Source organism: Streptomyces sp. NPDC048751, assembly GCF_043198595.1.
Taxonomy (GTDB): Bacteria; Actinomycetota; Actinomycetes; order Streptomycetales; family Streptomycetaceae; genus Streptomyces.
Genome location: NZ_JBICUX010000011.1, coordinates 73429 through 96684, shown reverse-complemented (window position 1 = coordinate 96684; position 23256 = coordinate 73429). Strand labels below are relative to the sequence as shown.

General features: G+C 71.9%; 22 protein-coding genes. 12 read left to right on the top strand and 10 right to left on the bottom strand.

From position 1 onward, the window contains the following. The first annotated feature begins 62 nt into the window (after positions 1 to 62). The 6 genes from ACGFNV_RS31390 (at position 63) to ACGFNV_RS31365 (ending at position 5047) form a co-directional block, all read left to right on the top strand. A complete protein-coding gene (locus tag ACGFNV_RS31390) occupies positions 63 to 242 on the top strand; it encodes a hypothetical protein (RefSeq protein WP_393627036.1) in 180 nt (59 codons plus the stop codon). 124 nt (positions 243 to 366) lie between these two features. Beyond that, a complete protein-coding gene (locus tag ACGFNV_RS31385; protein ID WP_393627034.1) occupies positions 367 to 981 on the top strand; it encodes a dihydrofolate reductase family protein in 615 nt (204 codons plus the stop codon). 93 nt (positions 982 to 1074) lie between these two features. After that, on the top strand, positions 1075 to 2016 hold the full coding sequence (locus ACGFNV_RS31380; protein WP_393627033.1) for a GNAT family N-acetyltransferase: 942 nt from the start codon (positions 1075 to 1077) through the stop codon (positions 2014 to 2016). A gap of 11 nt (positions 2017 to 2027) precedes the next feature. After that, entirely contained in the window at positions 2028 to 2828 is an 801-nt protein-coding gene (locus ACGFNV_RS31375; RefSeq protein ID WP_393627031.1) for a sugar phosphate isomerase/epimerase family protein, read from the top strand. Between the two features lie 255 nt (positions 2829 to 3083). Next, positions 3084 to 4319 carry an MFS transporter gene (locus ACGFNV_RS31370; RefSeq protein WP_393627029.1) on the top strand — a complete coding sequence of 412 codons (1236 nt, stop codon included), beginning with the start codon at positions 3084 to 3086 and terminating at the stop codon, positions 4317 to 4319. Positions 4320 to 4594: 275 nt separating this feature from the next. Beyond that, on the top strand, positions 4595 to 5047 hold the full coding sequence (locus tag ACGFNV_RS31365) for an iron chaperone (RefSeq protein ID WP_393627027.1): 453 nt from the start codon (positions 4595 to 4597) through the stop codon (positions 5045 to 5047). Positions 5048 to 5068: 21 nt separating this feature from the next. Here the strand turns inward: ACGFNV_RS31365 and ACGFNV_RS31360 are convergent, their stop codons facing one another. Then, entirely contained in the window at positions 5069 to 7855 is a 2787-nt protein-coding gene (locus ACGFNV_RS31360) for an ATP-binding protein (protein WP_393627025.1), read from the bottom strand. A gap of 142 nt (positions 7856 to 7997) precedes the next feature. Between ACGFNV_RS31360 and ACGFNV_RS31355 the strand changes: the two genes are divergently transcribed. Continuing rightward, a complete protein-coding gene (locus tag ACGFNV_RS31355; RefSeq protein ID WP_393627024.1) occupies positions 7998 to 8450 on the top strand; it encodes a pyridoxamine 5'-phosphate oxidase family protein in 453 nt (150 codons plus the stop codon). 25 nt (positions 8451 to 8475) lie between these two features. On the opposite strand, the gene ACGFNV_RS31350 is transcribed toward ACGFNV_RS31355, so the two are convergent. Next, positions 8476 to 9108, bottom strand: a complete 633-nt coding sequence (locus ACGFNV_RS31350; RefSeq protein ID WP_393627022.1) for a GNAT family N-acetyltransferase — start codon at positions 9106 to 9108, stop codon at positions 8476 to 8478. Further along, the gene (gene aroA / locus ACGFNV_RS31345) at positions 9105 to 10349 is read right to left on the bottom strand and encodes a 3-phosphoshikimate 1-carboxyvinyltransferase (RefSeq protein ID WP_393627020.1); all 1245 of its coding nucleotides are present in this window, start codon (positions 10347 to 10349) and stop codon (positions 9105 to 9107) included. Before aroA ends, ACGFNV_RS31350 begins: the two co-directional genes overlap by 4 nt. A gap of 199 nt (positions 10350 to 10548) precedes the next feature. Between aroA and ACGFNV_RS31340 the strand changes: the two genes are divergently transcribed. Both ACGFNV_RS31340 and ACGFNV_RS31335 read left to right on the top strand, forming a co-directional pair. Further along, positions 10549 to 12381 (top strand): glycoside hydrolase family 3 protein, encoded by a 1833-nt coding sequence (locus ACGFNV_RS31340; RefSeq protein ID WP_393627018.1) that lies wholly within the window; start codon positions 10549 to 10551, stop codon positions 12379 to 12381. Positions 12382 to 12516: 135 nt separating this feature from the next. After that, the gene (locus ACGFNV_RS31335) at positions 12517 to 13146 is read left to right on the top strand and encodes a hypothetical protein (protein WP_393627016.1); all 630 of its coding nucleotides are present in this window, start codon (positions 12517 to 12519) and stop codon (positions 13144 to 13146) included. Between the two features lies 1 nt (position 13147). On the opposite strand, the gene ACGFNV_RS31330 is transcribed toward ACGFNV_RS31335, so the two are convergent. From ACGFNV_RS31330 to ACGFNV_RS31310, 5 genes are all read right to left on the bottom strand, one after another. Continuing rightward, positions 13148 to 14560 (bottom strand): S28 family serine protease, encoded by a 1413-nt coding sequence (locus ACGFNV_RS31330; protein WP_393627014.1) that lies wholly within the window; start codon positions 14558 to 14560, stop codon positions 13148 to 13150. Between the two features lie 81 nt (positions 14561 to 14641). Further along, a complete protein-coding gene (locus ACGFNV_RS31325; protein WP_393627012.1) occupies positions 14642 to 15031 on the bottom strand; it encodes a hypothetical protein in 390 nt (129 codons plus the stop codon). 138 nt (positions 15032 to 15169) lie between these two features. Then, the gene (locus ACGFNV_RS31320) at positions 15170 to 18913 is read right to left on the bottom strand and encodes an ABC transporter ATP-binding protein (protein WP_393627010.1); all 3744 of its coding nucleotides are present in this window, start codon (positions 18911 to 18913) and stop codon (positions 15170 to 15172) included. Between the two features lie 93 nt (positions 18914 to 19006). Continuing rightward, positions 19007 to 20029, bottom strand: coding sequence for an esterase-like activity of phytase family protein (locus ACGFNV_RS31315; protein WP_393627008.1), 1023 nt, complete (start codon positions 20027 to 20029; stop codon positions 19007 to 19009). A gap of 53 nt (positions 20030 to 20082) precedes the next feature. Next, positions 20083 to 21009, bottom strand: a complete 927-nt coding sequence (locus ACGFNV_RS31310) for a serine hydrolase (RefSeq protein WP_393627006.1) — start codon at positions 21007 to 21009, stop codon at positions 20083 to 20085. 95 nt (positions 21010 to 21104) lie between these two features. On the opposite strand from ACGFNV_RS31310, the gene ACGFNV_RS31305 reads away from it, so the two are divergent. Further along, a complete protein-coding gene (locus tag ACGFNV_RS31305; RefSeq protein ID WP_393627004.1) occupies positions 21105 to 21362 on the top strand; it encodes a hypothetical protein in 258 nt (85 codons plus the stop codon). Between the two features lie 21 nt (positions 21363 to 21383). Here the strand turns inward: ACGFNV_RS31305 and ACGFNV_RS31300 are convergent, their stop codons facing one another. Both ACGFNV_RS31300 and ACGFNV_RS31295 read right to left on the bottom strand, forming a co-directional pair. Continuing rightward, a complete protein-coding gene (locus ACGFNV_RS31300) occupies positions 21384 to 21695 on the bottom strand; it encodes a hypothetical protein (protein WP_393627327.1) in 312 nt (103 codons plus the stop codon). 20 nt (positions 21696 to 21715) lie between these two features. Beyond that, positions 21716 to 22039: a hypothetical protein gene (locus tag ACGFNV_RS31295; protein WP_393627002.1), complete on the bottom strand. Its 324-nt coding sequence runs from the start codon at positions 22037 to 22039 to the stop codon at positions 21716 to 21718. Positions 22040 to 22202: 163 nt separating this feature from the next. On the opposite strand from ACGFNV_RS31295, the gene ACGFNV_RS31290 reads away from it, so the two are divergent. Both ACGFNV_RS31290 and ACGFNV_RS31285 read left to right on the top strand, forming a co-directional pair. Further along, complete coding sequence (locus tag ACGFNV_RS31290) at positions 22203 to 22997, top strand: Scr1 family TA system antitoxin-like transcriptional regulator (protein WP_393627001.1); 795 nt, start codon at positions 22203 to 22205, stop codon at positions 22995 to 22997. Beyond that, entirely contained in the window at positions 22990 to 23208 is a 219-nt protein-coding gene (locus tag ACGFNV_RS31285) for a DUF397 domain-containing protein (RefSeq protein WP_393626999.1), read from the top strand. The genes ACGFNV_RS31290 and ACGFNV_RS31285 overlap by 8 nt, the downstream gene beginning before the upstream one ends. Positions 23209 to 23256 lie beyond the last annotated feature (48 nt).

Below are 23256 nucleotides of genomic sequence, written 5' to 3'. Positions count from 1 at the left end.
TGGCCTGTTCGGCTGCCTGTCTGCTGCCTGTTCGCCATGAAGACACCGCCGGACCCGCGAACGTGACATCCTCCGGCCTCCACGCCGACGGCACCCTGTTCACCGTCGGCGGCCACTACACCGCCGACCTCCACCGCACCCCGGCCGGCTGGCGCTTCGGCCGGGTGACGGTCAGCCCGGTGTGGACCGAGGGGAGGCCGCCCGCGCTGTCGGCGCCGAAGACGGTCGCCGACGCGGCGTGACGAAAACTCGTCGGGTTTCCTCGCGGTTCGCCGATGACTTCCGGGCCGTACGTCTGTCTTCATTGCGGTAGCCGCCCGAGCGGCGGCGGGAGCCGGACGAACTGTTGAAAGTGGAGTGAGTGGCATGCGCGTTGTGGTGAGTGCGTTCATCAGTCTCGACGGGGTCGTGCAGGCGCCCGGCGGACCCCAGGAGGACACCGACGGCGGGTTCGCGCACGGCGGGTGGACCCATCCGTTCTTCGACCCGGAGGTCGTGGGCGGGGCCTTCGACGGGGCGTTGCGGAAGGCCGACGCGCTGCTGTTCGGGCGGCGGACGTGGCAGGCGATGGCGGGGGCGTGGCCGGAGCGGGCCGGGGACCCGTTCGCGGACCGGATGAACTCGATCCGGAAGTACGTCGTGTCCGGGACCCTCACGGAAGGTGACCTGAGCTGGGAGAACACCTCCCTCATCGCCGGTGACGCGGCCGTCGCGCGGGTGCGTGAGCTGCGGGCCTCCGAGGGCGGGGACCTGCTCGTCATGGGCAGCCCCAGCCTCGTACGCACCCTCCTGCACGAAGGTCTCGTCGACGAGCTGATCCTCATGCGGATGCCCGTGCTGCTCGGCGGCGGAAAGTCGATCTTCCCGGCGGACGGGGCGAAGCAGCCGCTGGAGCTGGTCTCGACGGCGACCGCCAAGACGGGCACCCAGGTGTGCGTCTACCGCCCGGCGGCCGCGGACAGCGCGAGCGCCGAGGGGTAGCCGGGGCGCGGCCGGGCGCCTAAGCTCGGCCCCGACAACATCTCTGACTGAGTCAGCGATCAGGGATCCGGGGATCGGGGATCGGGGTTGAGCATGACCGTCCAGGACATCCGCGCCTTCAACCGCTTCTACACCAACGTCATCGGCGCCCTCGACTACGGCCGCCACCTGTACGCCCCCTACACCCTCACCGAGTCCCGCGTCCTGTACGAGCTCGCGCACGCCCCTCGCGACGGTACGGACGCGGCCGACCTGCGGAGCACGCTGCTGCTCGACTCGGGCTACCTGACCCGCATCCTCAACAAGTTCGAGGAGGACGACCTCGTCGAGCGCGCCCCGTCCGAGAAGGACCCGAGACGCCGTCGGATCATCCTCACCGAGCGGGGCCGCGACGCCGCCGGGCTGCTCGACGAGCGGGCCCGGGAGAGCGTCGGCGAGCTGCTGGAAGGCGTCGCCCCCGGCGACCGGCCGCGGCTCGCGGAGGCGATGCGCACGATTCGTACGATCCTCGGCGGCGGCCACCGGCCACCGACCGCCGAGGACGTCGTACTGCGCGAGCCCGCCCCCGGCGACCTCGGCTGGATCATCGAGCGGAACGCGGCCCTCTACGCCTCCGAGTACGGCTTCAACGCCGACTACGAGGGACTGGTCGCCCGGATCGTCGCCGACTTCGCCGAGGACCACGACCCGAACCTGGAGCGGGCCTGGATCGCCGAGGTCGGCGGGCGGGCCGTCGGCTGCGTGATGTGCGTCCGGGACGACGCCCCCGGCACCGCGCGGCTGCGGCTCCTGCTCGTCGAACCGGACGCACGGGGCCTGGGCATCGGGGACCGGCTGGTCGGGGCGCTCGTCGACTTCGCGCGGGTGGCGGGCTACCGTGACATCGTCCTGTGGACCAACGACATCCTCGGCGCCGCCCGCCGCATCTACCAGCGCCACGGCTTCGTCCTCGTCGCCGAGAAACCGCACCGCTCCTTCGGTCAAGATCTGAACGGCCAGGACTGGCGGCTGGACCTGCACAGCACAACCGAGTGACAGTAGTGACCATGAAACTGGCGTTCTCCACCCTCGGCGTACCCGGCCTCCCCCTCTCCGACGTCCTGCGACTCGCGACCACCCACGGCTATCACGGCGTGGAACTGCGCGCGCATCCGGAGGAGCCGGTCCATCCCGGCCTCGACCTCGCCCGACGAACCGACGTGGCCGCCGAGTTCAAGGCGGCGGGGGTGGACGTCCTCGGCATCGCGGGGTACGCGCGCGTGGCCGCGCCCGGCGACGACAACCCGGTGATCGAGGAGGTGCGCCGCCTCCTGGACCTCGCCCGCGACCTGGGCGCGCCCTACATCCGTGTCTTCCCCGGCGCCGACCCCGGACAGTCCTCCGAGGAGGCCGACGCCGTCGCCGCGCGGCGGCTGGGCACGGCCGCCGAGTACGCGGCCGACCTCGGCGTACGCATCCTGCTGGAGACCCACGACTCGCACCGCACGGGCGCCGCCGCGATGCGCGTCCTGGGCCTGGTGGGCCACCGGAACGTGGGCGCGCTGTGGGACGTCATGCACACCTGGCTGGGCGGCGAGCAGCCCTCGGAGACGTACGCGGCGCTCTCCCCCCACCTCGGCTACGTCCAGGTCAAGGACATCGCCTCCGCCACCGACACCACCCCGCTCCCCCTGGGCGCCGGTGTCCTCCCCCTCGCCGAGTCCGTGGAAGTCCTCTCCCGGCACGGCTGGGACGGCTGGCTGTGCTGGGAGTACGAGAAGCGGTGGTACGAGGACGCGGCACCGCTGCAGGATCTGCTGGGGGCGGGGCGGGACCACTTGGCGCGCTTGCTGAACGAGTCGGCGTAGGGGGCGGGGCCTGCACCCTGCGGTAGACCGCCGGCCGGGAACTACGCCCTGTGGTAGACCGCCGGCCGGGACCTACGCCCTGTGGTAGACCGCCGGCCGGGGCCCGCACCTGCTTCGGATCGCCGGCCAGGGCTGCCCCGCGGTGGATCGCGGACGGGGCCCGCACCTGCGGTAATTCGCTGGCCGGGGGCTGTCGGCGCGGGTTAGCCTCCGCGCCGTGAACCCGCCCTCGCCGCCGCGCCCCGCCATGCCCTCATGAGCCTCTCCCGGACCCTGATCGACGTCCGGCCCCTGCGCACCTCCCCCGTGTTCCGGCGGCTGCTCATCGGGCGCACGGTGTCCGTGCTGGGTGGCTTCATGACCATGGTCACCGTCATGTACCAGGTCTGGGACATGACCCACAGCACGGTGTGGAGCGGCGCGGTGGGGCTGGCGCAGGCGCTGCCCATGGTGGTCTTCGGCCTGTTCGCGGGTGCGTGGGCGGACCGTGGGGACCGGCGCCGTATCTTCCTGGTCGCGACCGTCGGCCAGGCGGCCTGCTCCGTGCTCCTCGCGGTGCAGGGCTTCACCGGGGGCGTACCGGTGGTCGGGGTGCTGGCGCTGGTCGCCGCGCAGTCCTGCTTCGGGGCGGTGGGCGGCCCGGCGGCGGGTGTGTTCGTGCCCCGTCTGCTGCCCAAGGACCAGGTGGCGGCGGGCCTGGCGCTCAACCAGGTCACGGCCCAGGCGATGATGCTGGCGGGCCCGGCGCTGGGCGGCCTGCTGCTCGGCTGGACCGGCATCGGTGTCTGCTACCTCCTGGACGCCCTGAGCTTCGGCCTCGCCTTCTACGGCGCCTTCGGCCTGCCCGCGCTGCCGCCGGAGGGCGAGCCGTCGCGGGCGGGGCTGCACGGCGTGCTGGACGGCCTGCGCTTCCTGACGGGCCATCGGGTGGTACGGGGTGCGCTCATCACCGACCTCGCGGCGACCGTCCTGGCCATGCCGGTCAGTCTCTTCCCCCTCGTCAACGCGGAACGCTTCAACGACAACCCGCGCACGCTGGGCCTCTTCCTCTCCGCCCTGGCCATCGGCGGCGTCACGGCGACGGCTTTCTCCGGCCCGGTCACCCGCCTCGCCCGGCCGGGCCTGGTCATGCTCTGCGGCGCGGCCACCTGGGGCGCCGCCCTGGCCCTCTTCGGCCTCACGACCAGCCCATGGCTGGGCCTCGGCCTCCTGGTGGTGGCCGGTGCGGCGGACGCCACCTCCGTGGTCTCCCGCAGCACCATCGTCCAGACCCGCACCCCCGATGCCCTCCTGGGCCGCGTCACCGCCGCCGAACAAATAGTCGGCCAGGCGGGCCCCCACTTCGGCAACCTCCGCGCCGGCCTGATCGCCGGCTGGACCTCCGGCGCGACCTCCCTCGTCACGGGTGGCCTGCTCTGCGTCCTCGCGATCGCCTACGTCGGCACGAGCACACCGGAGCTACGGGGCGGGGACGGCCGGGACGAGCACTGAGCACCGGCGTTCTTCGAGCTGCCGGTGGAGGCACCGTTCTCCCTCGAACCGTTCCGGCCGCTCATAGACCGCTGACCGCAGCCGGGTGTGGCCGGTCTGATGGTTCAGGACGAACCGGCCGACGAAGACGGCCTCGTGGTCCGACGGTCGACGGCAGACGGCTGTGACGCCCGATCCGTGACCGTGCTCAGTGGTGGTTTCCGTGGTCGGCACGGAGGCGGACCGTGCCCGGCCGGGGGAGGCTGTGACCAGAGACGACGACCACAGGAGTGATCATGGCCAGCGCCGAAAACAGCACGTACGAGGGGTTCACGGCCGAGGAGCGGGCCGCGATGAAGGAGCACGCCCAGGAGCAGAAGAAGGCGGCGCGCCGCGGCTCGCGTGCGGACAAGGCGGCGGAGGCGGAGCGGGACGTACTCGCGAAGATCGCGGAGATGCAGGACTCCGACCGGATCATGGCCGAGCGCGTGCATGCCGTCGTGAAGGCCAACGCCCCGGTCCTCGCGCCGAAGCTCTGGTACGGGATGCCCGCCTACGCCCTGGACGGCAGGGTCGTCTGCTTCTTCCAGAGCGCGGCGAAGTTCAAGGCGCGCTACGCGACGCTCGGGTTCAACGACGCGGCGAAGCTGGACGAGGGCAGCATGTGGGCGACCGCTTTCGCCCTGACCGAGGTGACGGACGAGGTGGAGGCGCGGATCGCCGCGCTGGTGAAGCAGGCGGTGAGCTGACGGCGCCCGCCCGTCCGGTGGCTACCGGACGGGCCTCAGACCGAGGCCGGTGAGAGCGGCCGTGCCGGCGGTGGCGTGCTCGCCCCCGGCGAGCAGCAGCGTGCGCGCGGACTGGTAGGGGCAGCCGGCCGCCTCGAACGCGGCCGCGGCGGCGAGTTGACCCGGCAGGTCACCGTCGAGCAGCGCCTTTGCGCGGTCCAGTTGGGCGGTGGCGACGGGATTCCCGGCGACCACGGTCCGGGCGGCGTCGATCCTGGCCCGGGCGTCCGGGTGCCCGGCGAGCACCGCCGTCTCCGCCCGGAGCGCCACGTACCAGTGCAGCCAGATCCAGCACACCCACTTCCACACCTGGTCCGGCTTCGGCGCGACCCGCTCCAGCGCCGTGTGCACGTCCCCGTGGTGGAGCAGGACCGTGGTGTCGAAGACCGCGCCGTAGCCATGGCGGTGCTCCGGCGCCGTGTCCGCCCGGTCGGCGATCGCGAGCCAGTCCGACCGGGCGCCGTGATCGCCGCGCAGCCCGTGGATCATGGCGACCGACGCCGCCGCGGCGCCGAGGGAGAGCGACTGCGGGCGGCCACTGTGCTCCCAGGCGTCGAGGAACCTCACGCTGCGGGTGCGGACCTCGTCGGCATGACCGGCGAAGGCGTCCGCGGTCAGGATCCAGGCCGTGGCGTGGTGGCCCGCCTCGGCCAGCAGAGGGTGTTCGGCGAGCTGCCCGCCCCACCGCCGGGCTTGCGGCAGCTCACCCACACCGAGGGCGGTTCCGGCCGCCATGGCGAGGGCGTCCGTCAGCTCGTGCGCACTGGCAGGGGCGGGCGGCACAGACGCCAGGACGTCGATCCGGCGCCGGGCGGCGGCCGCGGCGGCGAAGGCGTCACCGGCCCAGCTCCGGGCGCCGGAGAGCGCGTCGAGGGCGGCGGACTCCGCCACCGGGTCGCCCGCGCCACGGGCGAGCCCGACGGCTTGCTCGGCGCGATCGACCGTCTCCTCGACGGTGTTCTCCGTTTCTCCCTGAAGCGCGCCGTAGGCGTCCGCGAACACCGCCGCCTCGGCCAGCACGAGGGCCGCCTCGGCGCCCGGGGAGTCACCGGCCAGCTTCCGGGCCTCCTTGAGCATGACGGTCACCTCGTCCACGGGGGGAATCCGCGTGAACGAGGTGGAGAAGCGGTACGCGACGGTGGCGGCCGTCGCCAGGTCGCGGCCGGCCCCGACGCTGTCCCCGGCCCGGCGCGCTGCTTCCCCGGCGGCACGGTGCAGCCGGAACATGTCGTCGCCGAGCCTGCGGCACCCGGCCACCGCGGCGGCCTGCCGCAGTGCCGCGGCGCCGGCGGCGGCATCGGCGAGCCCGGCCGCCTGCTCGTAGTGCTGCTGGGACTCGCCCAGCAGGTTGCGGGAGAAGGCCAGTTCGGCCAGGGACAGGGCGAGACGGTGGGCGTCCGCGCGCCGCTCCGGCCGGCCGGCGGCCCAGGTGAGGCCGGCCCGCAGGTCGTCCGCGACGGCGTCGAACCGGGCGCGCCAGTCCGGGCCGGGGGCTCCCTCGAGTAGGTTCGCGCCGGTCAGGCACCAGTCGAGGTGGCGTGAGCGGACGTCGATCAGCTCGCCGGCCTCGGTGAGCCGTTCCGTCCCGTACTGCCGGATCGTCTCCAACGCGTGGTACCGGGTGCCGGTTTCGGACGGTGTCACGGCCAGCAGGGACTGTTCGGCGAGCCTGCCGAGACCGTCGACCACGGTGATCCGGTCCGGCGCGTCGAACCCGGCGACCTCGGCGGCCGCCTCGGCCGTGAACGGCGCGACGAACACCGACACCCGGCGCAGCAGCGCCTGGTCCCGCGGGTCCAGCAGGTCGTGGCTCCAGTCCAGTACCGCCCGCACCGACCGGTGCCGGTCGTCGGCGCGGGATCCGCCGGTGAGGATGCGCAGCTGATCGGAGAGACCGGCTTCGAGGCCGTCCAGTCCGAGCGTGGACCACCGCGCCGCCGCCAGTTCGATCGCCAGCGCCATGCCGCCGAGCCGTTCGCAGATGGCCACGACCCCGTCGCTCGCCGCCGGGCCCGGCGGCAGGCCGACCGCCGCCGCCCGGTCCGTGAACAGGGCCACCGCCTCCGACTCGTCGCCGCCGTCCCGCGACAGCGGCGGGAGGAGGAAGACCCGCTCGAACGGCACCATCAGCCGGGCCCGGCTCGTCACCAGCACCCGCAACCGCGGACACGCCGCGAGCAGCCGCTCCAGGAAGGGCGCCATCCCGTCGCGCACCTGCTCGCAGTTGTCCAGCACCAGCAGCGCACCGCGATCCGCCAGCGCGGCCAGGACCGCGTCGTCGATGCCGTGGCCGGGTTGCTCGCCCACGCCCACGGCCGCCGCGACGGCCGCGCCCACCCGGCCCGGCTCGGTGACCGGGACCAGGTCGACGAACCACACGCCGTCGGCGAAGTCACCGGCCGCGTCCGCCGCCACCGCCAGCGCGAGGCGTGTCTTGCCCACCCCGCCCGGGCCGAGCACGGTCACCAGCCGGTGCGCCCGCACCGCCTCGGCCAGCTCCCGGCGCTCCCGCACCCGGCCTATGAACGCCGTCAACGGCGCCGGCAGCGCGGGTGCCGACCGCGACTGCTCGGCGCGGGCGCTCGCGGCGGCGTGCCGGGCGAGCGCCCGGCGGTCCGGCAGGTGCAGCTTGCGCAGCAGCGAGGAGACGTGCGATTCGACGGTGCGTACGGAGATGACCAACCGCGCGGCGATCTCCGCGTTGCTGAGGTGCTCCCCGAGCAGCGTGAGCACGTCGGTTTCCCGGGCCGAGATCACTGGAGTGGACACCGGGTCATTATCCGTGGCGGTTTCCGTGGCCGGCACGGATTCGGCCCGTGCCCCGGCCGGGGGAGGCTGTGCCCACGGCGGTCGGGTCCGGCAGGGCATGGACCGACCGTGCCCACCACCAACAGGAGGCGAAGCAGATCCGATGAACGCCGAACCCCGCTCCCGCGCCCAGCGTCGTCACGACACCGAGCACCGGCTCACCCACGACGAGGACGTCTGGGTGGCCAGTGCCTCGGCGGACGGCGTGCCGTATCTGGTGCCGCTGTCCTTCGACTGGGACGGCGAGGCCCTGTGGGCGGCCACCCCGACGGACAGCCCCACCGGCCGCAACCTGGCCATCACCCGGGTGGTCCGACTGGGGCTGGGCCACACCCGGGACGTGTCCATGGTCGAAGGCGACGTCGAGGTCCTCGCGATCGACGCACTGGAGCGGGAACGCGGGGACCGGTTCGCCGCGCGTGCCGGCTTCGACCCGCGGGTGTCGGCCACCCGGTACAGCTGGTTCCGTATCACTCCGCGCCGCATCCAGGCCTGGCGCGAGGCGAACGAGTTGCCCGACCGTGAGTTGATGCGTGACGGCCGCTGGCTGGTCTGACGATCCGGCCGGCGCCCGCCGCGCCTCAGCCCCGCGACGACCGGAACCGGGCCACCCGCTCCTCCAACGGCCCCCGGCACGCCGGCCAGTCGTCCGCCGTGATCGAGAAGATCGCGGAGTCACGCAGGCGGCCCTCCTCGCCCGGTGCCCACGAGCGGGACCAGTTGCGCAGGACGCCCTCGAAGCGGGCGCCCACGCTCTGTATGGCGGCGCGGGAGCGGGCGTTGCGGGCGTCCGTCTTGAGGTCCACCCGGAGCACGTTCAGCTCCTCGAAGGCGTGCCGGAAGAGCAGCAGCTTGGCCTCGGCGTTCACGCCCGTGCCCTGGGCCGAGGCGCCGAGCCAGGTGAACCCGACCTCGACGGCGTCCAGTCGGTCCTCGTCCAGCCAGCAGCGCGGCTCCCAGTACGACGTCGCACCCACCGCCCTCCCCGTGGCGACGGACACCTGGGCGTACGGCGCGAGCCGGCCCGTCGCCGCGCGGGCGAGCTGGGCGTCGACGTAGGCGCCGATCTCGTGGGCCCTCGGCACCCAGGTGAACTCGTAGGTCCCCCGGTTCTCCTCCGCCGCCACCGCCAGATCGGCCGTGTGCCGGTGTTCGAGCGGCTCCAGGCGCACCAGCGCGCCCTCGAGAACCGGCCCCTCCAGCTTGTAGCTCATGTCCCCAACACCCGCCCCAGTCCTCCGAACACCTCGTGGAAGTCCGGGAAAGTCTTCCGTACGCACCCCGGGTCGTCGAACGAGATTCCCGGCACCCGGAGTCCCGTGACCGCGAAGGACATGACGATGCGGTGGTCGCCGTAGGACGTGATTTCCGCGCCTCCGGCAGGAGCCCCCGCTCCCGGCCTGATCTCGATCCAGTCCGGGCCGGTGGCCACCTCCACCCCCAGGCGCCGCAGGTTCTCCGCGCAGGCCTCCAGGCGGTCGCACTCCTTCACGCGGGTGTTCGCCACGTCCTCGATCCGCACCGGGCCGGAGGCGAAGGGGGCGATCGCCGCCAGCGTGGGCATCGTGTCGGAGATGTCCCGCATGTTGACCGTGAGGCCGCGCAACTCGCCCGTGCCCTGCACCGTCGTGCCGTCCGGCCGCACCGACACCCGCGCGCCCATCCGCCGCAGGACGTCCACGAAGCCCAGGTCGCCCTGCAGGGCCCCCTCGCCCAGCCCGGGGACCGTCACCTCGCCGCCCGTGACGGCCGCGGCGGCGAAGAAGTAGCTCGCGGTGGAGGCGTCGGGTTCGACGGCGTAGGTCGTGGCGCGGTAGCCGGTCGGCGGGACGACGAAGGTGTCGCCCTCGCGGGTCACCTCCGCCCCGAAGGCCCGCATCATGGCGATCGTGATCTCGACGTACGGCGCCGAGACCAGGTCCGTGACCTCGATCCGCAGGCCCTCGCGGGTCAGTGGGCCCAGCAGGAGCAGGGCCGTCAGGTACTGCGAGGACTGGCCCGCGTCGAGCGTCACCTTCCCGCCCTCGACCCCGGCGGCCCGGACCGTCAGCGGGTGGTGGCCCTCCGCCTCCTCGTGCCGCAGGTCCACGCCCAGGTCGCGCAGGGCGCGGGTGAGCGGAAGCAGGGGGCGGCGGCGCATCTGGGCGGAGGCGTCGAAGCGGTAGGTGCCGTGGCCCGCGGCGGCGAGGGTGGGCAGGAAGCGGGCCGTGGTCGCGCCGTCCCGGCAGTACACATCGGCCTCTTGCACCGCGGGCCCCTGCGGGCGGCCGTCCACCTGCCAGGCGTCCGGGGTACGGCCGACCCGGTAGCCGAGCCGTACGAGGCCCTCGGCGAAGCCCTCGGTGTCGTCGGAGCGCAGTGGCCGTACGAGGGTGGTGACGCCGTCGGCCGCGGCCGCCAGGAACAGGGCGCGGGCGGTGATGGACTTGGAACCGGGGATGTCGACGAGGGCCATGCCCTCATGATCGCCCCACGGCCCCCTCCGGCGCGGCGAAGTCCACGGAATGAGCCACGGTCGGCCGAGACCCCTCGGGTCGCGCCGATGACGACCCCTCAGCCGGTGCCCGCGCGCTCCCTTGACCGGTAGAAACTTCCCGGTTATTGCTGACTTCTCGGCAGTTTCCTTCAGTGGATGACCTCCGGAAGGAGCACACGTGCCCTCCAGACGAACCGTTCTCGCCGCGTCCGCAGGTGTCACCGCAGGTCTGACGGTCGGCGGCACCGCGCACGCCGTCGCCGGTCACGACGACCGGAAGCTCCGCGCCCTGATCTCCCGGATGACGCTCGAGGAGAAGGTGGGCCAGCTCTTCGTCACGCGCGTGTACGGCCACTCGGCCACCGCGCCCGACCAGTCGGACGTCGACGCCAACCTCAGGGAGCTCGGCGTCCGCAGCGCCACCGAGCTGATCGAGAAGTACCACGTGGGCGGGGTCATCTACTTCACTTGGGCGCACAACACCCGGGACCCGCACCAGATCGCGGACCTGTCCAACGGCATCCAGCGGGCGTCCCTGGCACGGCCGCGCGGGCTGCCCGTGCTGGTCTCCACCGACCAGGAGCACGGGATCGTGTGCCGGGTGGGCAGGCCCGCCACGCTCTTCCCGGGGGCGATGGCCGTCGGGGCGGGCGGGTCGACGGCCGACGCGCGGACCCTCGGACGGATCGCGGGCGAGGAGTTGCGCGCGATCGGCATCCGTCAGGACTACTCCCCCGTGGCGGACGTGAACGTCAACCCGGCCAACCCGGTCATCGGCGTACGGTCGTTCGGCGCCGACCCCGCCGCGGTGGCCCGCCTCGTCGCGGCGGAGGTGCGGGGCTATCAGGCGTCCGGGGTCGCGGCGACGGCCAAGCACTTCCCGGGGCACGGCGACACGGCCGTCGACAGCCACTACGGCTTCCCGGTCATCACGCACAGCCGTGAGGTGTGGGAGACGCTGGACGCGGTGCCGTTCCGGGCGGCGATCGCGGCCGGCATCGACTCGATCATGACCGCGCACATCCTGGTCCCGGCGCTGGACGTCCCCCACTCTCGGCTTCGCTCGAGCGGGGGGACCCCCATGGGCGACCCGGCCACCCTCTCCCGCCCGATCCTCACCGGCATCCTGCGCGAACGCCTCGGCTACGACGGGGTGGTGGTGACCGACGCGCTCGACATGGCGGGCGTACGGACGAAGTACGGAGACGACCGGGTGCCGGTGCTGGCGCTCAAGGCGGGCGTGGACCAGCTCCTCAACCCGCCCCGGCTGGACGTGGCGTGGAACGCCGTCCTGAAGGCCGTACAGGACGGCGAGCTCACCGAGGCACGGCTCGACGCGTCGATCCTGCGGATCCTGCGCCTGAAGGCGAAACTCGGACTCTTCGACCGGCCGTACGTCAGCCAGTCCGGCGTCGGACGCACGGTCGGTACCCGCGGCCACCTCGCGACGGCGGACCGGATCGCCGAGCGGACGACGACGCTGCTGGTCAACGAGGGTCCGCTGTTGCCGCTGTCGCGCCGTACGCACCGCAGGATCCTGGTCGTGGGCGCCGACCCGGCCTCCCCCTCGGGCACCACGGGCCCACCGACGGGAGTCCTCGCGACCGCCCTCACCGAGCTCGGGTTCACGGCGACGGCCCTGTCCACCGGCACGGCGCCCTCCCCGGAGACCATCACCCGCGCGGTGACGGCGGCCGCCGACGCGGACGCGGTGGTCGTGGGGACGTACAACGTCTCGGCGGCCGGCTCCCAGCGGACGCTGGTGGAGCGGTTGCTGACCACGGGGAAGCCGGTGGTGGCGATCGCGGTCCGCAACCCGTACGACGTGGCCCAACTGCCCTCAGTCAAGGCCTGCTTGGCGACCTACTCCTGGACCGACGTCGAACTGCGCGCGGCCGCCCGCGTGATCGCCGGGCGGGTCGCCCCGCGGGGACGGCTGCCGGTGCCGGTGCAGCGGGCGGACGACCCGGCGCGGGTGCTGTACCCCCTCGGGTTCGGGCTGACGTACTAGACGTATCCGGTTGGGCGTATCCGGACGTACGCCTCGTGACGGGCGTACGATCCACAACGGGCGCAAAGCACCCCGGACCGCTGGCGTGCGCCCGCCGCCGCGGGTCACGCTGGTCGGGGATCTGGGGGGACGGCGATGCGTGAGAGACGGAGCGTGGGCGCGGCCCGCGCACTGCCGGTGCTGCTAGCCGCCCTGCTGACCGGCTGCCAGGAGGTCGCGCCGCGGCAGGAAGGTGAACTCGGCGAGCGGGCGGCCGCGACGAGCACCCCCTCCGGCTACGGGGCCGTCTTCCTCGGCGTCGACGAGTGCAGCTCCTTCGGCACGACCAGCTTCACCGAGGTGCCCTGCGACGGCGAGCGGGCCGCGGCACGGGTCGTCGCCCGGTACGACGGCACGGTGGGCGACGGCCCCGCCTGCCCCGCCACCACCGACTTCGTCCTGCACATCAGCGAACAGTCCACCGCCTCCGACGAGGACGGCGACGGAGCGATCCCGCGGGGCTACGCCTGCATGCGCGGGCTGGTGCCCCCGCACCCCGGCGACCCGGGAGGCGGGGGCGGCCCCCGCACCATCGTCGGCGACTGCGTCTACGGCCTCGCCGACGGCCGGGTGCGGGAGACCGCGTGCGACGGCGGGGGCGGGCACACCCCGGAGTACAGGGTGACGAAGGCCGTGGACACCCGCGCCAAGTGCCCGGTGTCCACGGCCCTGTACGTAGAGCTCGGCAACGCGGAGAAGCCGGTGGGCTGCGCCACGCGGCTGTGAGTTACGGGCGCAGACTCGGCTCGCGCTCCACGTTCCGCACGTCCAGCTTCGCGTCGAACTTCGCCAGCGGCTTGGCCTGGGCCACGGCGGAGGCGGGGACGCCCGCCCAGTCCAGGATTCGGGCCGTGGCGAGGGCCTTCTGGTCGGGGACCAGGCCCGCCACGTTCGCCCCGTGGTTCAACCCGGGCGCCGTGAAGACGTAGGAGTCCTTCGCGCCTCGGCCGAGGTGGAAGGGTTCGGCGCCCCAGGGGTCGTTCTGGCCGTAGACGAAGAGCATGTGGCGGGCGTTGTGCTTGACCCAGGTGTCGACGTCACGCATGGCCCAGGGCTGGAACTTCATGGGGATGGAGCGGGGGACGAAGTTCCGGGGCGGCTGGTAGCCGTAGCGGATGTACTTCTTCTCGATGTACGGGAAGTGGATGGTGGGGGCGCCGAGTTGGGTGCCCGCCTGGTAGTAGTACGGGGTGTACGTCTCCAGGCCCTGGTCGGCGTAGGCGGAGAAGCCGGAGATCGTGTCGACCGAGGCCCAGATCTCGTCGTCCGTCGCGGTCTTCGCGTTCGCCGGGATCGAGTCGCAGTCGGAGAGCAGGCTGTACTGCCAGAAGCCCCAGACGTAGTCGAGGACTACGGCTTCGTAGGCGCGGTCGAGGCCACCGATGGTGGTGAAGGTGTAGCCGTTGTCGGCGGCGTACGCCGCGTACTTCTTCTCCAGCGGCTCACGGCGTACGAGCGCCTCGCGCTGGACCGCGTTCAGACGGTCGCGGCACTCCTTGGTGCCGACCTTGGCGAAGAAGCGGTCGTAGGCGGAGTCCTCGTTGTTCACGACGTCGTTGGGGGCCACGTAGGCGACGACGCCGTCCATGTCCTTCGGGTAGAAGCGCTCGTAGTAGGTCGCCGTCATGCCGCCCTTGGAGCCGCCGGTCGAGATCCAGTTCTTCGCGTAGATCTTCTTCAGGGCCTTGAAGATGCGGTGCTGGTCGCTGGCGGCCTGCCAGATGTCCAGCTTGGACCAGTCGGCCGGGTCGGGGCGCGACGGGTTGAAGAAGCGGTACTCCATGGAGACCTGGTTGCCGTCGACGATCTGGGTCGGCTCGCGGCGGCTGGGGGTCGTGGAGACGTTGTAGCCGCCGGTGTAGAACACCGTCGGGCGGGAGACGTCCTTGTGCAGCACGGTGATGCGCTGCTGGAACGTGCCCTTGGACGGGTGCCGGTGGTCGACCGGCTGGGTGTAGTTGAGTACGAAGTAGCGGTAGCCGGTGTAGGGCTTCTCCTGGACCAGGCTCATGCCCGGTATCGCGAGCAGCTGGTCCTTGATGTCCGTGGCCTCCGGCTCGGCGGCGGTGGCCGCTCCGGCCGTGCTCAACGTGCCTATGAGCACCGTGAGCGCCAGCAGCCATCTGAGCGCCTTGCGCATGCACCCTCCCTGTGAAACAGATGTGCGCCGGAAGCTATCGGAGCAACTCGCTTCACACCAGGGGAGGTTGGAATCAGGAGGTCAGAAACGGGTCCAGCCGGAGCTCACCGACCCCCGCCCCACTTCGCCCTTGACCAGCGCGCGCCGGTGCCCGACGTACACGGTGACCGGTCCCGCCCGGTACGCGTACCGTCCCGAGTCCACCACCGGCACGAGGCCGCGCGCATGCACACTGACCGTCATGGTGCGCCGGGTGCCCGGGGCCTTGGGGACCGTGACGGCGCAGAGGTAGCCGCCCCGCTTGTAGATCTGGACCGAGCCGGTGGAGAAGGTGAGCGTCCTGACCTTGCGGCCCTGGCACTGGGTGGGGGCGGCTTGGGCGGCCGCCGGTGACGCGAGGGCGAGGAGGACGGACGCGGTGAGCACGGACGTCCCGAGCGCCAGCCACCGCCGTATCGCACCACTGTCCACGGTCCGCGCCCCTCCCGTGCCGCCACTCTTCCCGTACAGACGTACGGACGCAGGACACATGTCGGATGGTTGCACGACCGTCACCGGGCCCCCGGCTTCCGCCCTCTCACCTCACCTCACCGAGGCGCCCACCTGACCTCACCGAGGCGCCGCCACCGGCTCCTCCGCCTCCGGTGCGCCGATGAACGTCCGCCACAGCGCGGCGTAGTGCCCTCCACGCGCCAGCAGCTCCTCGTGCGTACCGTCCTCGGCGACCCTCCCGTGGTCCATGACCACGACCCGGTCCGCGCGGGCCGCCGTGGTCAGGCGGTGGGCGACGACGAGGGTGGTGCGGCGGCCGGCGAGGCGGTCCGTCGCCTGATTGACCTGGGCCTCGGTGGCCAGGTCGAGGGCCGCGGTGGCCTCGTCGAGGAGGAGGATGTCGGGGTCGACGAGTTCGGCGCGGGCGAGGGCGATGAGCTGGCGCTGGCCGGCGGAGAGGTTGCGGCCGCGTTCGGCGACCTCGTGGAGGTAGCCGCCCTCCAGCGTGGCGATCATCTCGTGCGCGCCGACCGCCCGGGCCGCCGCCTCGACCTCCGCGTCGGTGGCGTCGGGACGCCCGTAGGCAATGGCGTCGCGGACGGTGCCCTGGAAGAGGTACGCCTCCTGCGGGACGACGCCGAGGCGGTGGCGGTACGAGGTGATGTCGAGGGCGCGCAGGTCCGTGCCGTCGGCGGTGACCCGGCCGCCCGTCGGGTCGTAGAAGCGGGCCACCAGCTTGACCAGGGTGGACTTGCCCGCGCCGGTCTCGCCGACGAAGGCGACGGTCTGACCGGCGGGGATGCGCAGGTCGATCCCGGTGAGAGCCTCCTCCTCGTCGCCGTACTTGAAGTGCACGTCCTCGAAGGCGATCTCGCCGCGCAGCGAGAGGACGTCGAGGGGCTCGTCGGCCGACTTCGTGGACGTGGGCTCCTGGAGCAGTTCCTGGATGCGGCCCAGCGAGACCGTCGCCTGCTGGTAGCCGTCGAAGACCTGGGAGAGCTGCTGGACGGGCGCGAAGAACAGGTCGATGTACAGCAGGTACGCCACCAGCGCACCGGTCGTCAGCGTGGCCGCGTCGACCCGGCCCGCGCCCGCGATCAGCACGGCGGCCGCGGCGACCGACGACAGCAGCTGCACGAACGGGAAGTAGATCGAGATCAGCCACTGGCCCCGGATGCGCGCCTGCCGGTAGCTGTCGCTGCGCTCCGCGAACCTGCGCCCGCCGTCCCGCTCGCGCCGGAACGCCTGCACGATCCGCAGCCCGGACACCGACTCCTGGAGGTCCGCGTTGACGACCGAGACCCGCTCGCGGGCCAGCTCGTACGCCTTCACGCTCGCCCGGCGGAAGAAGTACGTGGCGACGATCAGCGGGGGCAGCGTGGCGAAGACGACGAGGGCGAGCTGGAGGTCGATCACCAGCAGGGCGACCATGATGCCGAAGAAGGTGACGACCGAGACGAACGCGGTGACCAGACCGGTCTGGAGGAACGTGGAGAGGGCGTCGACGTCCGTCGTCATCCTCGTCATGATCCGGCCGGTCAGCTCCCGCTCGTAGTAGTCCAGGCCGAGCCGCTGGAGCTGGGCGAAGATCTTCAGACGGAGGGAGTACAGGACGCGCTCGCCGGTGCGTCCGGTCATCCTGGTCTCACCGATCTGCGCCGCCCACTGCACGAGCACCGTGAGCAGCCCGAGCAGGGACGCCGCCCAGACCGCGCCGAGGGCGACCTGCGTGACGCCCTGGTCGATGCCGTGCCGGATCAGGACGGGCAGGAGGAGGCCCATGCCGGCGTCCGCGGCGACGAGGCCGAGGCTGATCAGGAGCGGCAGCCCGAAGCCGCGCAGCAGCCTGCGCAGGCCGTACGAGTCCTCCGACGCGACCGCGCGGGCCTCGTCGACGTCCGGGGTGTCGGTGGCCGGGGGCAGCGCGTCGACCTTCTCCAGCAGTTCCGGAGTGGCCGGCATACCGGAGAGCGCGGTGTCCTTCGGCTCGCGGTCGCCCGTCCACAGTCGGGGCGTCACCCCCCGCTCCGCGTCGAACTCCGCGTCCAGCTCGTCCCGTACGGAGGTGTCCTCCGGGGGCGTGGCGGGCAGGGCGTGGCCCGGGGAGACACCGCCCAGCTCGTCGGGGTCGGTCAGCAGGCGCCGGTAGAGGGCGGAACGTTCCTGGAGCTCCTCGTGGGTGCCGACGTCGGCGAGGCGTCCGGCGTCCAGGACGGCGATGCGGTCGGCGAGGTTGAGGGTGGAGCGGCGGTGGGCGATCAGGAGGGTCGTACGGCCCTCCATGACGTGCCCCAGCGCCTCGTGGATCTCGTGCTCCACGCGGGCGTCCACGGCGGAGGTGGCGTCGTCCAGGACGAGCAGGCGCGGGTCGGTGAGCAGGGCGCGGGCGAGCGCGATGCGCTGGCGCTGGCCGCCGGAGAGGGTCAGGCCGTGCTCGCCGACCTTGGTGTCGTAGCCGTCGGGGAGCTCCTGGATGAAACGGTCCGCCTGGGCGGCGACGGCGGCCTTCTCGATCTCCTCCTGCGTCGCGTCCGGACGCCCGTACGCGATGTTGTCGCGGACCGTGTCGGAGAAGAGGAAGGAGTCCTCGGGGACCAGCCCGATCGCGGCCCGCAGGGAGTCGAGGGTGAGCTCCCGGACGTCGTGGCCGCCGATCAGTACGGCGCCGCGCGTCACGTCGTAGAAGCGCGGGAGGAGGAGGGAGACCGTCGACTTGCCCGAGCCGGAGGAGCCGACGACGGCGAGGGTCTCGCCGGGCCGGATCTGGAAGCTGAGCCCGTCGAGGACGGGACTGGTCGTGCCGGAGGCGCCTTCGTATCCGAAGGACACGTCGTCGAACTCGACGGTCGCGGGCGCGTCCGCGGGCAGGTCCTTCGTGCCCTCCTTGATCGACGGCTCGGTGTCGATCAGCTCCAGGACGCGCTCGGTGCCCGCGCGGGCCTGCTGGCCGACCGTGAGGACCATCGCGAGCATGCGGACCGGGCCGACGAGCTGCGCGAGGTACGTGGAGAAGGCGACGAACGTACCGAGGGTGATGTTCCCGCGCACGGCGAGCCAGCCGCCCAGCGCCAGCATCGCGACCTGGCCGAGGGCGGGGACCGCCTGGAGGGCGGGGGTGTACACCGCGTTCAGCCGGATGGTGCGCAGCCGCCCGGCGAACAGCCGGCGCCCGACCTCCCTGAGCTTCCCCGTCTCCTGGTCCTCCTGCCCGAAGCCCTTCACCACGCGTACGCCGCTCACCGCGCCGTCGACCACACCCGCGACGGCGGCGGCCTGGGCCTGGGCGTACCAGGTGGCGGGGTGCAGCTTGTTCCGGCTGCGCTTGGCGATGTAGGCGAGCGCGGGAGCGACGGCGAGGGCGACCAGCGTCAGCGGGAGCGACAGCCAGGCCATCACGATCAGGGAGATCACGAAGAGCAGCAGGTTCCCGATGGTCATCGGGAGCATGAAGAGCAGGCCCTGGATCAGCTGGAGGTCGCTGGTGGCACGGCCCACCACCTGGCCGGTGGACAGCTCGTCCTGGCGGCGGCCGTCGAGGCGGGTGATCGTCTCGAACATCTCCGTCCGCAGGTCGTGCTGGACGTCGAGGGCGAGACGGCCGCCGTAGTAGCGGCGGACGTAGGTGAGGACGTAGACGAGGAGGGCGGCGCCGATCAGGGCGCCCGCCCAGGGCGCCATGTCGCGGGTGTGGGCGCCGATGACGTCGTCGATGATCACCTTGGTGACCAGCGGGACGACGGCCATGACGGCCATGCCGCCGAGGGACGAGCCGAGGGCGAGTACCACGTCCTTGGGGTAGCGCCAGGCGTACCCGGCCAGCCTGCGTGCCCAGCCCTGTTTGTCCCCCGGTTGCGCTGCCACGCCGGTGCCCTCCGATTTTTCGGCCTGATCTTCCGGAAGGCACCAACGCGGATGGGAGCGGATTTCATCCCTCCGCAACACTCCGAGCCGGGTTCAGACGCGTACTCGCAGGTAGTAGAACCGCGTCGTCTGTGCCGCGTTCTGGTTGTCGTCGCTGACCAGGAGGACCTTGAGGCGGCCCCGGCTCTGGCCGGTGATCACCATGCCCTCGATGTTGTCGAGGAGCGGGTTCGGCTGGGGCTGCTTCGCCGTGGCGCCCAGGGTGGGGCAGTCGGCGATGTCGGCGAGCGGGGTCTTCTTGATCAGGCGGACGCCGGCCTGGCCCGTCAGGTTCTCGATCCCGCTCGTGTCGGTCGCGTGCCGGGGGTCGGCCAGGTAGAGGCGGACCGTGTTGCCGACGCCCGCCGTGAAGCCGCGCTCCAGGACGAGCAGGCGGCCGTCGGGGGTCGCCTGGACCTCCGGGACGCCGAGGCCGGTGTCGGTGCGGTAGGCGTACTGCGGGCCGAGCCGGAAATGTCCGTCGTACGTCCGCCGCCAGGTCTGGAAGCGGACGATGCCCGCCGTGTCGCCGGAGAGGGCGTACTCCATGGACGCGAGCAGGGTGTGGCCGCCGGGCAGCAGGGTCAGGCCCTCGAAGGTGCCGTTGGACTGGGCGCGGCCGGCCGGGGCGACGCGGAGGGCGTCGGGTACCGGGAGGCGGTCGAGGATCCGGCCGTCGCGGGAGTACCGGCGGATCGACGGCTCCGTCTCGGAGGTGATCAGACGCGTGCCGTCCCGGTCGACGACGAGTCCCTCGGAGTCGAGGCCGGTGCCGTTCTCGTCGGCGAGGGCGGCCACCGATCGCGGGGCGAGCGTTCGCGCGTCCAGGTCGAACAGGGCGGAGCGGTCGGAGAGGGCCGCGAGCGAGCCGTTCCGGTCGAGGGCGAGGGCGGAGAGGTTGCCGACGAAGGTGCCGTCGTACGTCGTCTTGTCGAGCGCGTCGGAGAAGCGGTCGATGGAGACGAAGGGGGAACAGGTGTGGTCGCCCGGGGTGGCGGCGGCCGGCCCGGCGGCAGAGAGGCAGGTGGCCGCCGCCAGGCCGGCGGTGAGGCTGGCGAGTACGGTTCGCAGGCGCATGGGCGTCACCGTAGGACGGTCCGGTGACCGGCGGGAGACCGCCTCGTGAAGCGTCAGCCCTGTTCCGGAACCGCCACGAACGCCTCGCGGGGCGTGCTGGTCGGGGTGTAGCGCGTGGCGCTGGACGCGGTCGGCACCAAGGCCTTGTGGATGGCCTTGGCGACGTTCTGGATGGTGGTGACGCCGTAGTCCATGGTGCTGTTGTCCTGGGTCAGCACGCTGATCATGTAGTCGTGGCCGGCGCCGTTGAAGGTGCCGAGGCTGTGCACCCGCCAGCCGTGCGTGGCGCGCTGCAGCCAGCCGTTCTTGACGTGCACGGCGACGGTGGACGGCGCCCCGGCGGGCGTGCCCCAGCGCTGGGAGGAGACGACCTGGCCCATCAGCTTCAGGATGTAGGCGCGGGCGTTGTCGCTGAGGACGGTGTTCTTGGCGGTGATGAGCTTGAGCAGCTTCTGCTCGTCGGTGACGTTGATCTGGGTCAGGCCCCAGTAGCCGTCAGCGCCCGGCTTGGTCTGTGTCATCCCGGCGGCGGTGAGGAAACCGTTGATCTTCGTCAGGCCCAACTGCCGCCACAGGGTGGAGGTCGAGTCGTTGTCCGACTGCGTGATCATGGCCTTGGCGAGGGTGGTCTCACGGTCGGTGAGGTAGCGGTTGTGCTTCTTCGCGTCCCACAGCAGTGTGGCCAGGACGGTCACCTTGACGGTGCTGGCCGAGTCGAAGGCGGTGGAGGCGCGCAGGGTGCAGTTGGTGTTCGTCGTACGGTCGTAGAGGCCTACGGCGATGGTGCCCTTGCGGTTGGCGAGGGCCGCCGTGATGTCGGTCTTCAACTTGGTGGCGAGGGCCGCCTTCGTGGACGTACAGGCGACGGTCGGCGCGGGCGCCGCGGCGGCGGGCGCGGCGACGGCCACACAGGATATGAACGCTCCGGCGGTGAGCGCTGTGCTGATGAGGCGGGTGCGGTGAGGGCTGCGGCGAGTCATGCGGGTTTGACTCGCCTGAGTGTCCGATAGTTGTACGTCTGTTCGCGGCGGGCAATCCCCTTGCCGCGGTTGCCCGGTGCGGCGATGCTGGGCCGATGCCGGGGCAGCGCAAGAGGAAGCGTCAGCGGTACGACGAGGCACAGCGGGCCGCCGCCCGCTTCACGCCCGACGCGGGCCACTGGGAAGTGCTCTTCACGACCCAGGACGAGTCGGAATGGCACGCTTACCTCCACCGTCTGCGGACGTCGGACCAGCGGATCGACTGGCCGGCGGTACGGGTGGACATCCTCTGCGGCCGTCTGAAGCAGCCGACGACCTACCGTCTGAGCCTCTTCGTGCCGCACACCGTCTGAGCGTTGGCCGAACGCTGTTGGTCAGGCTTCCGGTACGGGTGTGCCGTCGTCGCCGGGATCGTGACGCTCGGGTGCGTCGAGGCGGGCGCCACGGCTCTCCGCGATGCGGTGGACGTCACGCAGCGCCTCGGCCATACGGGCCGCGAGGAAGCGGAGTTGCGCGGACGTGACCTTGCGGTCGGCGAGCATGTCGGCGGCGTGAGCGAGGAGTTCACCCGCCATGCCGAGTTGGACGGCCTCGACCGTGTCGGCGAGCCGGGAGAGGCGCCCGGTCCCGTCACCGACGAGGTAACACGGCTTGCCCTCCGGACTGGCCCACGGCAACAGCCGCATCGCTCCGCTCTGACTGCCGATCACGCGGTCACCTCCACACCGTGGATGACGCGCGGACCGATGTCGATGCCGTGCACGGCGAGCCACATGGCCCGACCCCGGGCCCGCTGCCGCCGGGCCTCCTCCTGTCGCTCGTGGGCGACGAGGTAGGGGCGGATCATCGCGTTGTCCTCGCCCCGCAGGGGCGGCGGGCCGACCGGGCGGGCGGGGCGTTCGTCGGCACACGAGCAGGTGGGGCACGCGCACGCGCCGGCCGGGACGGTGGCCGCACGGCGACGGCGTCCGGTGCCCGGAAGCACGAGTTGCAGCAGTGGTTCGAAGAGGCGGGCGATACGGTGACTCATGTCGTCAACTCCGTGAGGCTCGTTGATGGCCACGCCCCCGGACCGGTCGCGTCGGTCGCGGGGGTCTCGCGTTCTGTAGCGATCCACTCACAGAGTGAGACGGTGCGGTCTAGGCTCGCCAGAGGGTCGGGTGTGACCAGTCATTTGTCACAAAGGGGTGGCCATGACCAGCACGTACGGTGACTGGCTGAAGCAGCAGCGGGAAACGGCGGGGCTGACACAGCAGCAGCTCGCCGACATGACGGTGATGACGCGTTCGCACATCGCGCACATCGAGGCGGGCCGCCGCATCCCGTCCAAGGAGGACGCCAGACGCCTCGACAGGGCCCTGAACACGGGCGATGTACTGAGCAGCTTCCTGCCGGCGGAGGACGTGGCGGTCGCCGACTACTTCGAGACGGCCCGCCAACTCGAACAACAGGCGGTGATGATCCGAGAGTTCGCCCTGTCGTTCGTACCGGGGATTCTTCAGACGAAGGCGTATGCGCGTGCGGTTCTGGGGACGGCGTTCCCTCGGGTGAGTGAAGAGGAATGTGACAGGCGCCTTGTCACACGCCTTGAGCGCGCGAAGATCCTGGACGATCCGGTGACGCCGGTAGTGTGGGCGCTCCTGGACGAGGCGGTACTACTTCGCCAGATCGGCGGACCGGACGTCATGGCCCAGCAGCTCGGTCATCTCGTGCAGCTCGGCGAGAGCGGCCGGATCCAGGTGCATGTGATGCCATTCTCCTTGGGCGTCCATCCACTCCTGAGCAACATGCTCACCCTGATGTGGTTCGAGGACCAGCCGCCCACGGCATACGGCGAAGGCCTTCACATGGGGAAGCTCCACGACACCCCATCCGTGGTCCAGGACCTGCAGCATCGCTACGATTTCGCGCTGGGCAACGCCCTTCCACTCAAGGAATCCCTGGCGCTACTCAGAGCAACAGCAAGGGAGTACGAACGCCATGACTGACCGAGGCATCCCGAATGCGGCAACGCTGGAGGGCTGGCGGAAGTCTTCCTACAGCAACGACCAGGGCGGCAGCTGCCTCGAAGTCCTGGACGGGCACCCCTCAGGCGTACCCGTCCGGGACTCCAAGAACCCGCATGGCCCCGCCCTCGTCATCCCTCGGGCGTGCTGGGTACGTTTCGTCAGGGCCATCGCGGAGGAGCCCACAGCCTGAGCCAAGGTTGAGCACAGCCCCCGCTCAGTGGCCGCCTGCACGGTGCAG

What these genes read in the sequence shown, in the direction of transcription:
- ACGFNV_RS31385 (WP_393627034.1), top strand. Translation starts at nt 367, where the DNA reads ATGCGCGTTGTGGTGAGTGCGTTCATCAGTCTCGACGGGGTCGTGCAG.
- ACGFNV_RS31380 (WP_393627033.1), top strand. Translation starts at nt 1,075, where the DNA reads ATGACCGTCCAGGACATCCGCGCCTTCAACCGCTTCTACACCAACGTC.
- ACGFNV_RS31375 (WP_393627031.1), top strand. Translation starts at nt 2,028, where the DNA reads ATGAAACTGGCGTTCTCCACCCTCGGCGTACCCGGCCTCCCCCTCTCC.
- ACGFNV_RS31370 (WP_393627029.1), top strand. Translation starts at nt 3,084, where the DNA reads ATGAGCCTCTCCCGGACCCTGATCGACGTCCGGCCCCTGCGCACCTCC.
- ACGFNV_RS31365 (WP_393627027.1), top strand. Translation starts at nt 4,595, where the DNA reads ATGGCCAGCGCCGAAAACAGCACGTACGAGGGGTTCACGGCCGAGGAG.
- ACGFNV_RS31355 (WP_393627024.1), top strand. Translation starts at nt 7,998, where the DNA reads ATGAACGCCGAACCCCGCTCCCGCGCCCAGCGTCGTCACGACACCGAG.
- ACGFNV_RS31350 (WP_393627022.1), bottom strand. Translation starts at nt 9,108, where the DNA reads ATGAGCTACAAGCTGGAGGGGCCGGTTCTCGAGGGCGCGCTGGTGCGC.
- aroA (WP_393627020.1), bottom strand. Translation starts at nt 10,349, where the DNA reads ATGGCCCTCGTCGACATCCCCGGTTCCAAGTCCATCACCGCCCGCGCC.
- ACGFNV_RS31335 (WP_393627016.1), top strand. Translation starts at nt 12,517, where the DNA reads ATGCGTGAGAGACGGAGCGTGGGCGCGGCCCGCGCACTGCCGGTGCTG.
- ACGFNV_RS31330 (WP_393627014.1), bottom strand. Translation starts at nt 14,560, where the DNA reads ATGCGCAAGGCGCTCAGATGGCTGCTGGCGCTCACGGTGCTCATAGGC.
- ACGFNV_RS31315 (WP_393627008.1), bottom strand. Translation starts at nt 20,029, where the DNA reads ATGCGCCTGCGAACCGTACTCGCCAGCCTCACCGCCGGCCTGGCGGCG.
- ACGFNV_RS31310 (WP_393627006.1), bottom strand. Translation starts at nt 21,009, where the DNA reads ATGACTCGCCGCAGCCCTCACCGCACCCGCCTCATCAGCACAGCGCTC.
- ACGFNV_RS31305 (WP_393627004.1), top strand. Translation starts at nt 21,105, where the DNA reads ATGCCGGGGCAGCGCAAGAGGAAGCGTCAGCGGTACGACGAGGCACAG.
- ACGFNV_RS31300 (WP_393627327.1), bottom strand. Translation starts at nt 21,695, where the DNA reads ATGCGGCTGTTGCCGTGGGCCAGTCCGGAGGGCAAGCCGTGTTACCTC.
- ACGFNV_RS31295 (WP_393627002.1), bottom strand. Translation starts at nt 22,039, where the DNA reads ATGAGTCACCGTATCGCCCGCCTCTTCGAACCACTGCTGCAACTCGTG.
- ACGFNV_RS31290 (WP_393627001.1), top strand. Translation starts at nt 22,203, where the DNA reads ATGACCAGCACGTACGGTGACTGGCTGAAGCAGCAGCGGGAAACGGCG.
- ACGFNV_RS31285 (WP_393626999.1), top strand. Translation starts at nt 22,990, where the DNA reads ATGACTGACCGAGGCATCCCGAATGCGGCAACGCTGGAGGGCTGGCGG.